The 12,419-nt window shown below is 58.4% G+C and carries 10 protein-coding genes; all 10 read right to left on the reverse strand.

Features of this window, described 5'->3' with window-relative positions; translation table 11 throughout:
- Window positions 1-3 precede the first annotated feature (3 nt).
- The 10 genes from nifX to GHK62_RS30275 all read right to left on the reverse strand — a co-directional run bounded on the left by nifX (window position 4) and on the right by GHK62_RS30275 (window position 12,313).
- The gene (gene nifX, locus GHK62_RS30230) at window positions 4-486 is read right to left on the reverse strand and encodes a nitrogen fixation protein NifX (RefSeq protein WP_153442627.1); all 483 of its coding nucleotides are present in this window, start codon (window positions 484-486) and stop codon (window positions 4-6) included.
- The gene (gene nifN / locus GHK62_RS30235; protein ID WP_153442628.1) at window positions 483-1,892 is read right to left on the reverse strand and encodes a nitrogenase iron-molybdenum cofactor biosynthesis protein NifN; all 1,410 of its coding nucleotides are present in this window, start codon (window positions 1,890-1,892) and stop codon (window positions 483-485) included. Before nifN ends, nifX begins: the two co-directional genes overlap by 4 nt.
- Before the next feature lie 9 nt (window positions 1,893-1,901).
- Entirely contained in the window at window positions 1,902-3,389 is a 1,488-nt protein-coding gene (gene nifE, locus GHK62_RS30240; RefSeq protein WP_153442704.1) for a nitrogenase iron-molybdenum cofactor biosynthesis protein NifE, read from the reverse strand.
- A 52-nt stretch (window positions 3,390-3,441) separates the two neighbouring features.
- On the reverse strand, window positions 3,442-4,983 hold the full coding sequence (nifK, locus tag GHK62_RS30245; protein WP_153442629.1) for a nitrogenase molybdenum-iron protein subunit beta: 1,542 nt from the start codon (window positions 4,981-4,983) through the stop codon (window positions 3,442-3,444).
- 100 nt (window positions 4,984-5,083) lie between these two features.
- Window positions 5,084-6,583: a nitrogenase molybdenum-iron protein alpha chain gene (gene nifD / locus GHK62_RS30250; RefSeq protein WP_153442630.1), complete on the reverse strand. Its 1,500-nt coding sequence runs from the start codon at window positions 6,581-6,583 to the stop codon at window positions 5,084-5,086.
- A 103-nt stretch (window positions 6,584-6,686) separates the two neighbouring features.
- On the reverse strand, window positions 6,687-7,577 hold the full coding sequence (gene nifH, locus GHK62_RS30255; RefSeq protein WP_153442631.1) for a nitrogenase iron protein: 891 nt from the start codon (window positions 7,575-7,577) through the stop codon (window positions 6,687-6,689).
- Window positions 7,578-8,196: 619 nt separating this feature from the next.
- Window positions 8,197-9,252, reverse strand: a complete 1,056-nt coding sequence (locus tag GHK62_RS30260; RefSeq protein WP_153442632.1) for an LLM class flavin-dependent oxidoreductase — start codon at window positions 9,250-9,252, stop codon at window positions 8,197-8,199.
- Between the two features lie 134 nt (window positions 9,253-9,386).
- Window positions 9,387-11,048: an SDR family oxidoreductase gene (locus GHK62_RS30265; RefSeq protein WP_459559211.1), complete on the reverse strand. Its 1,662-nt coding sequence runs from the start codon at window positions 11,046-11,048 to the stop codon at window positions 9,387-9,389.
- A gap of 44 nt (window positions 11,049-11,092) precedes the next feature.
- Window positions 11,093-11,671 (reverse strand): nuclear transport factor 2 family protein, encoded by a 579-nt coding sequence (locus GHK62_RS30270; RefSeq protein WP_153442706.1) that lies wholly within the window; start codon window positions 11,669-11,671, stop codon window positions 11,093-11,095.
- Window positions 11,672-11,920: 249 nt separating this feature from the next.
- On the reverse strand, window positions 11,921-12,313 hold the full coding sequence (locus GHK62_RS30275; protein ID WP_153442634.1) for a phasin family protein: 393 nt from the start codon (window positions 12,311-12,313) through the stop codon (window positions 11,921-11,923).
- Between the last annotated feature and the right edge of the window lie 106 nt (window positions 12,314-12,419).

Raw genomic sequence — 12,419 nt, forward strand, 5'->3', positions numbered from 1 at the left:
CGTTCAGTTCTCGTCCTCGAACGGTTTCTTTTCGGCGACGCCTGCTTGCGCCAGCACCTTGCGCAACCACGGCGGAGGAGCCGTCTGGAGCATTTTCTGGGTTCGCGAAAGTACGTCTTGAATGGGTTCGGGGTGCCCCACTTTTATCGGATGAATTTTCGCCGCAATGACCTTGGCTGCGGAGGGTCCGCCGATAGCCCGACAAAAAAGGAGATGACAGCCTCTCAAGGCGTTCACCTTCGGGGTGATGCGGTCATCGCCCTCGATCCGATGCTTCCCGGTCTCGTCGGAAACGTCATCGAAGCTCACTGCTTCCACGAAATCCCAGCCATCGAGCGTCACGTCGTAGACTGCAAAGTGCTTGGCCGATCCGAAATGGGCGTTAAGCGATCTCATGTCCTGCGTCGCGATAGCTATGCGCAATGCGCCGGAATGCCTTGGGTGAATCTCGTCAGCGACGAGCGAGAGGCGACGAATGGAAGTCATCCGGCATTTCTCCGCATGTGCAAGGCATCAAGCTTCTCAGGCGACGGCGTGCGCCGGTTGGCCTGGAAAATATTGGCCGCTTCGAAGATCAGGTCGCGCGTCCCCCGATACAGAACTGTGAGCTTGTGCTGACTGCCGAGACGGTCGAATACCGGGAAGCCGACGCGCAGGAGAGGAATGCCGAGGCGCTCCGCCGCCTGGCGTCCGTGCGAATGGGTAACGAGAAGATCAGCGCCGCCGGCTAGATTTTCGAAATCGCCAAGATCGCCGATCTGGATCGATTCGGCTGGCACTTTCTCGAGAATTTCTGACGCACCGGTAGCGGTAACGGCTGTGATGATCTCCGCACCAAGCCCGATGAAGAAAGTGGAGAGCTGGTACAGCTGGTCCGGCTCGGCGGCGATCGCGATCTTCTTGCCGGCGAAATGGAAGTGTCCGTCGAGCAGCGCGTCCTGCAGCTGTGCACGGTAACGATGGATTTTTGCCGGCGCCGGCACGCCCGAGATCTCGGAAAGAAGCGAGACGAACCGGTCGGCGTTCTTCAATCCCGTTAGCGACTCGAACGAGATGTAAGGCACACCCGTCAACTTCTGCAGCAGCTCAGCCGGGCGCCGCATATGCTCTCCGACGCTGATGCATTGCACCGCCGTGCCCAACTCCTGAATGTCTTCAACGCTGGTGCCGCCATAGGTGGTGGGCATCCAGCGATCGGGCACCGTACCGTCGAGCGAACCGGAAACGTCAGGAAGGATCACCGGGTTGAGCCCGAAACTTTCCACCACCTCGCGCAAATGCTCGATGTCGGCGACCGTGAGATGCCAGCCGGGGAGGATCGCGACCTTCCGCCGCTTCGGCTGCTGCTCGCCGGGCTTTCTAATCCTCTCGATCATTGTTGCCTTTTTTGAGCGACGTGCCTGCTGGCCCCGCCGTGTGATCCGTTGGATCATCGCGGTGATAGCCTTGGCCCAGCCCTCTTCGAGGGCGCCGTCGAAATCCGGCGTGTTTGCCAGTACGATCTCCGTGCCTGCAAGTTCCTCCGCTCGCATCATTTTTATCTCGGAGATTTGCCTTGCGAAGTCTTCAGAACGGGTTTCCGCTAGTGCCGTTGTGCAGATCCCGATCAGCCTGGGGTTGGCGCGTTTCTTCAAGTTAAGGATCGCCTCTTCCAGATGGCCCGGCCCACCCAGAACAGTTGCCAACTCGTCCATCGCCGTGGTCTGCAGGGGGACCGTTTCCTTGAAATGGCGTACGCATAGCACTAGCGCGAAGCTGGTACAGCCTTGGCTGCCGTGGAAAAGCGGTATCGCACCCTCCACACCGAGGAAGGCTAACGCGGCACCCAGCGGCTGGGACGACTTGAGCGGATTGACTGCCGCTGATTTGGTTTGTGGATGGATGTGGACCATTGGCTTTCCTCAGCACTCAGCGAAGTCACCGGCGTCGTGCCAGAGAGCATTTAAGGGTGCGACCTGCGCCGTCTCGTTGTGTGTGCGCGGTAGTCGTTCCCCGACACAAGGATCGTCTTCCCACGGTGCCGGCTCCCGCACTTCAGACCAGACAGGATTGTGAATGGCGAGGTCGATCTGGTGAACGAGTTCCACCATGCCGTCATAGCCGGCATAGGGATGGTGTCGCTCCTGGTTGATATCGAGCCAAGGTGTCTTGGCCTTCAACGCGATGAACTGGGTGCGTCCGCCCGACAGCATGATGTCGGCTTTATGTTCTGACAGCATGGCGTACAGCTCTCTGGGCGCCATCGACTCGAACATGTGTTGTTCGTCCTTCAGCACCTGCTTAATGCGCTCCTTGTCTTCGACCGTCGATTTCTTGACCGAGGTGCCAACGATCTCCATGCCGATCTCCATCAGCGCATGAACAAGCGACCAGGACTTCACGCCGCCGCTGTTGATGAGCACCCGCTTGCCTTCAAGCCGCGGGCGGTATGTCTCAAGTCTTTTCCACGCAATCGCCTCCTCCTTTGCAATGAGTGTCTCGGTGCGCTTGAGGATCTCTTCATCGGCACCCTTCTTAACGAGCAGTTCAGCAATCCCCCGGAGTGCTTCCGAGGTGGCGGTGATGCCGTAGAAGGACCCCTCGAAGAAGGGGATTTGCCAGCGCTCCTCCATTTTTCGGGCAAGATTGATGAGTGCCGTCGAGCACACCAACATGGCCGCCTGTGCGCGGTGAGCGGAGGCAACATCTCTGTAGCGCGCATCACCGGGAATGCAGGCGCGAACACGAATGCCAAGCCTGTCCAAGAGTGGCTTTACCAACCAGAACTCGCCAGACAGGTTGAACTCTCCAAGGATATTGATGTCGTAAGGGCCGACGTCATCAGGCTCCACCGTGCCGATGACATGATCGAGCAATGCCTCGCCAGCTAACTTGTTGCCGAGGTTCTTTGAGCCGACGAAGCCCGGCGCATTGATCGGCACGACCGGCAAGCCTAATTTTTCCGCCGCATGCTTGCAGACGGCCTCGATGTCGTCTCCGATGAGTGCGGTCACGCAAGTTGCATAGACAAAGATCGCCGACGGCGCGTACGCTTCCTTGATCTGGCGGAGCGCCTGGAACAGCTTCCGCTCGCTCAGCCCCATAATGATGTCGAGCTCGGTTAGATCGGTGGTGAAGCTGGTGCGCCACAGCGTGGCACCGGATGACGCCGCACCTCGGTTGTCCCAGGAATTGCCTTCGCAGGCGAGTGGTGCATGAACGAGATGCGCGACGTCGGTGATCGGCTGCAGCACTATCTTGGCGCCATCGAAAGCGCAGCCGCCGGCTGCCGCACCGGGGGTCGGCGGTTTCGAACAGCCCTTTTTGCGGGTGTCGGCATCCTTCCTGCGATTTCTCTCGCAGGCTGGTTCGACAAAGGTCTCCTGGATTTTGGCAGCGAGCAAGGACATTTCGTTGACCTCCAACATTTACAGGCGGGCCGGTCTTTGCCGACAGCGGCATTCAACGCGTGAGGTCATAAGAATAATCCGTTACACCAAGCTGCATCGACTCGCGATCGAGTTTGTCGAAGATCTTGTCGAGGATCGTTGTTAGGACACGCAGCCCGCCCCGGTAGCCCATGAGCGCAAAACGATGGTGATGGTGTCTGTCGAAGATCGGAAACATCAGCCGAACGAGCGGTGTGCCGGTATCTCGCTCGAGATACTTGCCATAGGAATTGCCGATCAGCAGGTCCACCGGCTCGGTGAAGAGCAGCGAGCGCATTGCCCACAGATCCTTTCCGGCCCAGACTTGGCCATCCTTGCCGAAGGGAGACGATGCAAGCAGCGCCTTCATCTCGGCTTCCCAGGCCGGCGTGCCGTTGGTGGCGAGGCAGTGGATCGGCTCGCCGCCAGTTTCCATGATGAAGCGGGCCACGGCGTAGACGAAGTCAGGATCGCCGTAAATTGCATATTTTTTGCCGTGCAGCCAGGATTGGCTGTCCGCCATGGCATCGATCAGTCGGCCGCGTTCCAGGCGTATCGCTTCGGGGATTTCCTTGCCGGAAATCGCCGACACCTTCATCAGGAAGTCGTCAGTTGCCTTGACCCCGAGCGGGTAGTGGAAAGAGGCGGTAGCCTGGTCGAACTCCTGGCAATATTCGAGCGTCTTGCGGGTATTATAGTGCTGCAGCGACAGTGTCGCCTCCGCATTGAGTGCCGCCCTGACATCTTTGATCTTCGTGCCTCCGTCATACATGCGGTATTCGCCATCGGACGGCGTATCGAACTGGTCGGAGGCATCCTGGATGAAGGTGTAGGACACACCCATAAGGTCGAGCAGGCGCTTGAGTTCGCGATTGTTCCCAACGCAAAAGCCATCGAAACCCGGGATGATGTTAATCGTGCCGGCGGCTTTCGTACGCTCCTTGCCTTTCCAGAAGTGCTCCAGGATGCCTTTGACCATGCTGTCATAGCCGTCAACGTGGCTGCCGACGAAGGCGGGCGTGTGAGCGAATGGCACGTCGAACTCGGGAGGGACTGAGCCTTCGCTCTTGGCGTTCTCAATGAAACCATGCAGATCGTCGCCAATGACCTCAGCCATACAGGTGGTAGAGACGGCAATCATCTTCGGATCGTACAGCGCGTAAGTATTGGCGAGCCCGTCGACCATGTTCTTCAGGCCGCCGAACACTGCCGCATCCTCCGTCATTGAGGATGACACCGCCGACGAGGGCTCTTTGAAATGCCGCGACAGGTGTGAACGATAATAGGCAACGCAGCCCTGACTGCCGTGGACGAAGGACATGGTCCTTTCGAACCCCGCTGCCGCAAACACGGCGCCGAGCGGCTGGCAGGCTTTGGCGGGGTTCACCACGAGCGCTTCGCGGGCAAGGTTTTTATCGCGATATTCCCAGGTCTTGGTGTATTCACCTTGCTCGGTAACGACCTGGTCGGGATGGGGGCATTCGAAATTCAGCTTCTTGTCTGCTAGCATCCGCCTGTATTCCGGCTCACGGAACAGGGGAGCATGGTCAAGGATTTTTTCGGCCGATTGCGGCATATTGGTCACCCTTTTTCATCTGGCCTCGTCGAACGGCGGCACAGGAAACGTTCGAGATGTCGGGTCTTCCGCAGGTTCCTGCCAGCGGAAGACCGCGCTTCTATTCGGCTGCAACCGCTGCCTCAGGTACTGTCACTTTCTTCCAGGGCGCGTCGTAGAGATCCCAGACCGGATTGTTGATGGCCAGGTCCATGTCGCGGGCGAAGATGGCGAAGCCGTCATAGCCGTGGTATGGGCCGGAATAGTCCCATGAGTGCATCTGGCGGAATGGTATGCCCATCTTCTGCACCGGGTACTTCTCCTTGATGCCGGAGCCGACAAGATCGGGACGAATCCTCTCGATGAACTTATCCAGTTCGTAACTGGTTGCGTCGTCATAGATCAGCGTGCCCTTCTTCACGTAGTGGCCGGTGCGCTGATAGTCGTCGTTGTGGCCGAATTCGTAGCCGGTGCCCACGATCTGCATGCCGAGGTCTTCATAGGCGGTGATGACGTGACGGGGGCGCAAACCACCCACGTAAAGCATCACTGTCTTGCCCTCTAGGCGCGGCCAATACTTATCAACCACAGCATCGACCAGGGGCTGGTACTTGGCGATGACCCTCTCGGCCCTTTCTTCAATTGTAGGGCCGAAATGCCTGGCTATCTTGAGCAGGGAAGCTTCGATCTGGGATGGGCCGAAGAAATTATATTCCATCCAGGGGATGCCGTATTTTTCCTCCATGTGCCGGCAGATGTAGTTCATCGATCGGTAGCAATGAATGAGGTTGAGCTTGGCCTTCGGGGCACGTTCCACTTCCGCAAGCGTGGCATCTCCGGACCAGTTGCCGACTACGCGCAGCCCAATCTCCTCGAGCAGGATGCGCGAGGCCCAGGCGTCGCCGCCGATGTTATAGTCCCCGACGACGTTAACGTCGTAAGCACCAGTTTCGAACTCGACTTCGTCCTCGCTGAAGACCCAGTCACGTATGGCATCATTGGCGATGTGGTGGCCGAGCGACTGCGAGACGCCGCGGAAGCCTTCGCAGCGTACCGGCACGATTGTTTTTTCGTGCTCCTTGGCCTTCTTGCGAGACACCGCCTCGATGTCGTCACCAATGAGGCCGATCGGGCATTCAGACTGGACGGTGATGCCCTTGCTCAGGGGAAACAGCTCCTCGATCTCATCGATGATCTTTTCCAGCTTACCGTCGCCACCGAAGACGATGTCCTTCTCCTGAAAGTCGGAGGTGAACTGCATCGTCACGAATGTATCGATGCCTGTCGTGCCGACATAATAGTTGCGCCGCTGCGACCAGGAATATTGACCGCAACCGACCGGCCCGTGCGAGACATGGACCATGTCCTTGACCGGGCCCCAGACCACGCCTTTCGAGCCAGCATAGGCGCAGCCGCGGATCGTCATCACGCCTGGAATGGACTTGATGTTCGACTTTACGTCGCATTCCGAGATCTGGCCTTCCTCGCCGACCTCCTCGCTGTCGGTTGCGACACTGAGGTGCTTCTGGCGACGCTTCGCCGCTTTGTTCGGGTATCGCGACAGCACTTTCGTGATAAGCTCCTCATGGAGAGCACTGTCATTCTCGTAGTCGAGGCTCATTGGGCCTGCCCCCTTTTCGAGATTCGGATGATGCCTCCAGGAAGAGGCACCGTTGGTGGAATGTTGGGCCGGGTAAGGTTCCGGCCATTGTCTGAGCCGGCGATCACTGGGCAGCAGCCCTCTCTTCTTTGGCCTGGAGTTCTGCAAGCATCTGCTCGTCGGTCTTCATGATGCCGAAGTCGAGCAGCATGTCTTCCAACTCCTCCATGGTGATCGGGGTCGGGACGGTGCCTTGACCCGAATTGGCATGGATCTTTTCAGCCAGCGCGCGATATTCCGCCGCCTGTTTGGAATCCGGCGCATATTGGATAACCGTCATCTTCCTGAGCTCGGCGTGCTGGACGATGTTGTCGCGTGGCACGAAGTGGATGAGCTTGGAATTCAGCTTGGCCGCCAGTGCCTCGGCGAGATCGAGTTCGCGGTCTGTCTGGCGCTCATTGCAAATCAGCCCGCCGAGCCGCACGCCGCCCGAGTGGGCATATTTCAAGATTCCCTTGGCGATGTTGTTGGCGGCATAGAGCGCCATCATCTCACCGGACATTACGATGTAGATCTCCTGGGCCTTGTTTTCTCGGATCGGCATCGCGAAGCCGCCGCACACCACGTCGCCGAGCACGTCGTAGGAGACGTAGTCGACATCATCGTAGGCGCCGTTTTCTTCGAGGAAGTTGATCGACGTGATCACGCCGCGGCCAGCGCAACCAACGCCTGGCTCGGGGCCGCCGGACTCCACGCACTTGATGCCTTTGTATCCGACCTTTAGCACGTCCTCGACTTCGAGGTCTTCCACCGAACCTTCCTTTGCCGCAAGATGCAGTACGGTGTCCTGCGCCTTCGAGTTCAGGATGAGGCGGGTGGAGTCGGCCTTGGGATCGCAGCCCACGATGAGGATCTTCTGCCCGAGGTCGACAAGGGCGGCGAGCGTATTTTGTGAGGTGGTGGACTTCCCGATACCGCCCTTTCCGTAAAATGCGATTTGACGCAGACCTGCCATGTTGCTTTCCCTTCGTTTGCTCGAACCATCGCGGTTGCCCGCAACATGAGTGGTGCGGCAGCTTCCGCCGCCTGCGGAACTATCATTACAAAACCCGTGCCAGCTTGTGGGCGCGTACCGGATAGAGATTGATTTTGCTGAAATATCAGTTGCTTAGATCGAATTGATCACCCGCATCACAAAGGGGTCTTTGTCGCAGAACCGACAACTGGAACCAGCAATTGTCGTATAGCGCTGTCCATCCGACGTTAGGATCCCGACAAAATGATGCTGCCGATCAAGGACTAAGGAACCGGGTTTGGGAACGCTTGTACCGCCGGCTTTGTCAGTTCGAAGTACCAGCCGCCCGATCACGTTTGCTACAGGTGGGCTTTCCGGCCCTTACCCGACTAAGGTGCGAGTGAATTGGGCCATCGGAGATCAAATGAGTACTGCCCCGAAGCTGCTTGCTCGCCATATGAATGTGTATGCGCCCTACGTCGGTTCACGACCGAGTGCTTTGCGAAGAGTTCAGCTGTAATGCATGGCCGACATCTGCGGCGCCGGCTTGCACTTGTCGAGCACTCCGCTGGCGCCTGAGGGACGTGAGCTGACCTCAAAAGTCAGGCACGAGACAACTTCAAGCCTCCGGCTGCCCGAGAGATTTCTGGACTGCTGGGATGATCCTGTCTCCCCAGAGCTCGATCTGGCGCATCATCGTCTTTTGGTTCAAATCCCCTAATTGGGTCTGAATTGCAATCTGGTCCGGCTTCAAGACCTCGATCTCTTCGAGAAGGCGATCAATCACGCGATTTACGCTGCCGATCGGCAGGTTCTTGCGCATGGTATCGAACGACAGATCCTGATACGTCGGCATCTCCTCCAACATGTAGCCGTCCTGGCTCTGTTGGCGACGCTGATGCAGTGCTTCGGAAAGCCGGCGCTGGAAGCGCGCGTTATCGAGATAGCTGTTGATTTCCGCTGCACCGTCGCTGGCATAGCAGCAGCGCAGCAGCGATACCTTGGCGTCGCTCACCTTCTTGCCCTCGGATGCGGCGGCGGTCTGGATGATGCCGCGCAACATACCCAGAGTTTCCAGCCCGTCATGGAAGGCCGTAACAAAAAGGTTGTGTCCCTCACGAAAGGCTCGGGCGACAGTTTTAGGCGACGCGGTAGCAATCCAGATCGGCGGGGTCGGCTTTTGAAGAGTGCGCACCGAAATTGCCGTCGGGGGTATCCGCATATAGTGACCGCTGTGGGAGAAGATCTTTTGCTTGAGCCCCTTGAGCAAGATGTCGAGGTATTCCGAAAAGACGGCCGGCGCCTCATCTACATCGACGCCGAAGCGGTCGAATTCGAACTGCTGGTATCCCGAACCCACGCCGAGTTCGAGCCGACCGTTCGCAACGATGTCGACAAAGCCGATCTCCGCCAGCAGGCGCTGTGGTTGGTAGAGCGGCAGCACGCAGACTGCGGTGCCGAGGCGAATGGTGCTCGTCAACCCGGCACAGTGGGCTACCATCAGCAAAGGCGACGGGACGAGGCTGTAGTTGTTGAAGTGGTGCTCGGCGAACCAGGCTGTGCTGAAGCCAGCCTGCTCCGAAAGGACGGCCTGTTCTATCGAGTTGCGGATCACGCTATCGGAAGATTGATGATAGCCGCGCTGGGCAGCCAGAATGAACGTTGCAAACTCCATGGTGTCTCCTTGTTTTCGGATTAGGGATCACGCAAATCGTGATTGGCACGCCTCGATTCACGAGATCGGTTCCAATGATCCTGCGCATGGTCCTTTTTGCGCTCAGAGCGCCAGAGCTAAAGCGCGTAAATGCTTCAGGGAAAGAGAAGCCGTTGCGTCTCTATTAGCCGACGCCATCTACTGTCCAAAGAAACCGTCCCGTCGATTTCGCTGGCGCCTCCCGCGTCTTTGGACGAGGTCCAGCCTCCGTCCACGTGCAGGGTCGAGCCGTTGATGTAAGAGGCATCAGACGAGGCCAGGAAATAGGCAGCTTCGGCGACTTCTTCCGGGGCCCCAGCCCTGCCCAAAGGGATCTCCAGCCGGAGCGATGTCGGGTTCATACCGGTTACCGTTTCCTCCTGGATGCCGCCAGGCGCGCGGATGTGACCTGGAGCGACTGTGGCTGTGCGGATCCCAAGTGGCCCGAATTCGGCCGCCATGCACCGGGTAAGCATGTCTATGCCAGCATTGTATGCGCCGTGGGCATGACTGGTCGCCAGGGGCAAGCGGCCGCAACTTGACCCGAGATTCACGATTACGCTGCCGGGCCGCATCGATACAGCGGCCTCGCGCACGCACGTGAAGGCGCCAGTAAGATTGACGTCCAGTATATGTTTGAGGACTGCCGACGCCCGCTCGAGATCGGGGCCAAGCGTGTCATTCATGCCAGGACCATTGACGAAGACGTCGATGTGGCCGAAGCGCTCCCGCAATTCTTTGAACAGTGCCACGACCTCGGGCTCGACGGTCCTGTCCACGCGTCTTGCCAGGTGCTTGTTTCCGAGCAAGCCGGCGAGCTTTGTCGCTGCATCGCCGTCTCCGTCAGCGATCACAACCGTGTCGCCGTTTGCGGCAAAGCGGCGAGCGATGGCCGCGCCAATGCCATTGGCGCCACCCATGACAACCACTGTTCGCGCATCGGTGTTCTCGACCGGGCGTAAGAGTTCTGCACTGGGCGTACTGTCCTGACCCGGGTGCGCTCCACCCGGCTGGTTGAATGACATCCAACCACCATCGACCAAAAGCGTCGACCCGGTTATGTAACTCGCCTGCGCGCTGGCCAGGAAGTGCACGACCCGCGCGATCTCGTCGGGACGAGCCAATCGGCCGATCGGTACGCGGCGCCTTATTGCGCTGACATCGAGCTTACCCGCGCGTTCCAATTTGGCAATCATAGGCGTGCGCACGTAGCCCGGCGCTACCGCCGTCACGCGGATGCCGCGCGAAGCCCAACCGCACGCCAGCGATTTCGTAATTGAGATCAGAGCAGCCTTCGAAGCGGCGTAGCCATTGCGCTTCGGATTGCCGAGCAGGCCAGCCAGCGAAGCGACGTTGACGATGGCGCCGCCAGGTTTCATCAGCTTCGCGGTTTCGCACGCCAACGAATACGGGCCCATAAGGTTCACCGCGAAAGTGCGTTGAAAATCTGCGACAGGAGTGTCGACGGTCGCAGCCATGGTTGGCCCTATCCCCGCATTATTGACAAGCACTCCAATCTGCGAGAACTGTTTCTCCAGAAGTGTACGGCAGGCGACGACATCGTCCTCTCGCGACACGTCGAATTCGAGGCCGAGGTGGGGCGGGCCGAGATTGCGGCCAAGTTCAATTACGCCGCTGTCCGGAAGGTCCACCGCGACAACAATATCCCGATTCGCGGCAAAGGTTTCGACTAGCGCACGGCCAATACCCCCTGCGGCACCTGTGATGATGACGACCCGCCCTGGCTGAACCGGGCTAGCGCCTAGGCGTGCACTCACTGCACGGGCGCTGGCGGCAGGAAAGGCTCGGTGGCGCAATCGTATCATTGTTCTTCTTCTCCACTACCAATCCGGTCCTCTGGATACTTTGTCGAAAGAGCCCGCCGCTTCGAAAGTTCGTATACGGGATCATTTGGATACGGTGCCCCAATCGGCTGACGAGGACCGAACCGCTCTGTTTCCGAGGACGTGGGAGGTCTCTGCTCCTCGACCCAATCATAGACCACTGTCCGCTCCGCGATGCGCCACTCTCCTTCCCTTTTTTGAAACAGATCACAGTAGCGTCCGCACAGGAGCACCTGCTTTATTTCGCCTGCCTCGTCGGGGCCGCGCTGCAGCGCGGTGAAATAGCTCTCGACGGCGGCCTCTGCCGGCCCCAAGAACTCTATCATTGTGTTTGCAAGCTGATGGATGTTGCGCGGCTGGGTCTTGAAGACGCTGAGTGCAAACTGGATGAACCCCGCGGCAGAGCCGGAGTAACTTCCGTGATTGTCACATGCATCGGGCCAATAACAGCTGCGCAAAGCGGCCTCGTCTGCCCGGTCGATCCCTCGACAGTAGCGATGGAGACAGTCGCGGATTGCTTCTCGGTCGAAGAGTTCGTTTATGCTTGGTTGCTTCATCATCTATAGAGCTTCTGAAGATCCGGAGCGTTTCCACTTCACGGCTGATGCGGTAAGGACCTGTAGTTGTCCGTGCGCACCTAGCCAGACTAAGGGTGCGGCCCTGTTAACCAAGACAGCCACGCCAAGGCGCGATTGAGAAGAAACGGCACGGACCCAAGCGGCCACTGCCGTTTTGCCCACGAAGGTTGAGGTAAGCACTTTTTGGGCGTGCAGAACTAGCTCGGGCGGAACACTGTTTCCGTTTCGTCACGCCGCCTTGGATTCCGCAAGGAACTGTTTGAAAAAGTCTTTGAACGAGTTTGAGACGTCGACGAGCACCTTCGAGGTAAGCGCCTGGGATTCTCTGATCTGATCGACACTTGCATCCACGCGCTTGCGCACGAATGCCGACTGCAGTTCGACAACCTGGGACGGCGAGTCAGCCTCAAGCAACGCTTGAAGCTGTGAGAAATTGGCTTCGGCGTTGGCCTGCAGCGCAGTAATTGTCTTCAGTGTCAATTCGATCCCTGCCGTAGTCGTGGATTCGAAGATCGAATCAACCAGTTTCTGCGCCTCAAAAGCGTGTGGGTTGATGGCCTTGGAATGACTAAAGAAAGGGTTTTCAAGAGGTTCAAGGGATTTTTCCGCGTTTTTGGTCATATGACTTCCTTCCGGTTACGCTAGTCTGGTTTCCCGCTCTGGAGGTGGCACCATGGATCGAGGTCTCGTTCACTCGAGGCTGTGGTGGGGGGGTCTACTCAGCGGT

Origin of the sequence: Sinorhizobium terangae, from assembly GCF_009601505.1 — a bacterium.
GTDB lineage: Bacteria > Pseudomonadota > Alphaproteobacteria > Rhizobiales > Rhizobiaceae > Sinorhizobium > Sinorhizobium terangae.

Bases quoted from the DNA above. Each gene is read 5' to 3' on its own strand.
- nifX (WP_153442627.1), bottom strand. From the start codon at position 486: ATGACTTCCATTCGTCGCCTCTCGCTCGTCGCTGACGAGATTCACCCA.
- nifN (WP_153442628.1), bottom strand. From the start codon at position 1,892: ATGGTCCACATCCATCCACAAACCAAATCAGCGGCAGTCAATCCGCTC.
- nifE (WP_153442704.1), bottom strand. From the start codon at position 3,389: ATGTCCTTGCTCGCTGCCAAAATCCAGGAGACCTTTGTCGAACCAGCC.
- nifK (WP_153442629.1), bottom strand. From the start codon at position 4,983: ATGCCGCAATCGGCCGAAAAAATCCTTGACCATGCTCCCCTGTTCCGT.
- nifD (WP_153442630.1), bottom strand. From the start codon at position 6,583: ATGAGCCTCGACTACGAGAATGACAGTGCTCTCCATGAGGAGCTTATC.
- nifH (WP_153442631.1), bottom strand. From the start codon at position 7,577: ATGGCAGGTCTGCGTCAAATCGCATTTTACGGAAAGGGCGGTATCGGG.
- GHK62_RS30260 (WP_153442632.1), bottom strand. From the start codon at position 9,252: ATGGAGTTTGCAACGTTCATTCTGGCTGCCCAGCGCGGCTATCATCAA.
- GHK62_RS30270 (WP_153442706.1), bottom strand. From the start codon at position 11,671: ATGAAGCAACCAAGCATAAACGAACTCTTCGACCGAGAAGCAATCCGC.
- GHK62_RS30275 (WP_153442634.1), bottom strand. From the start codon at position 12,313: ATGACCAAAAACGCGGAAAAATCCCTTGAACCTCTTGAAAACCCTTTC.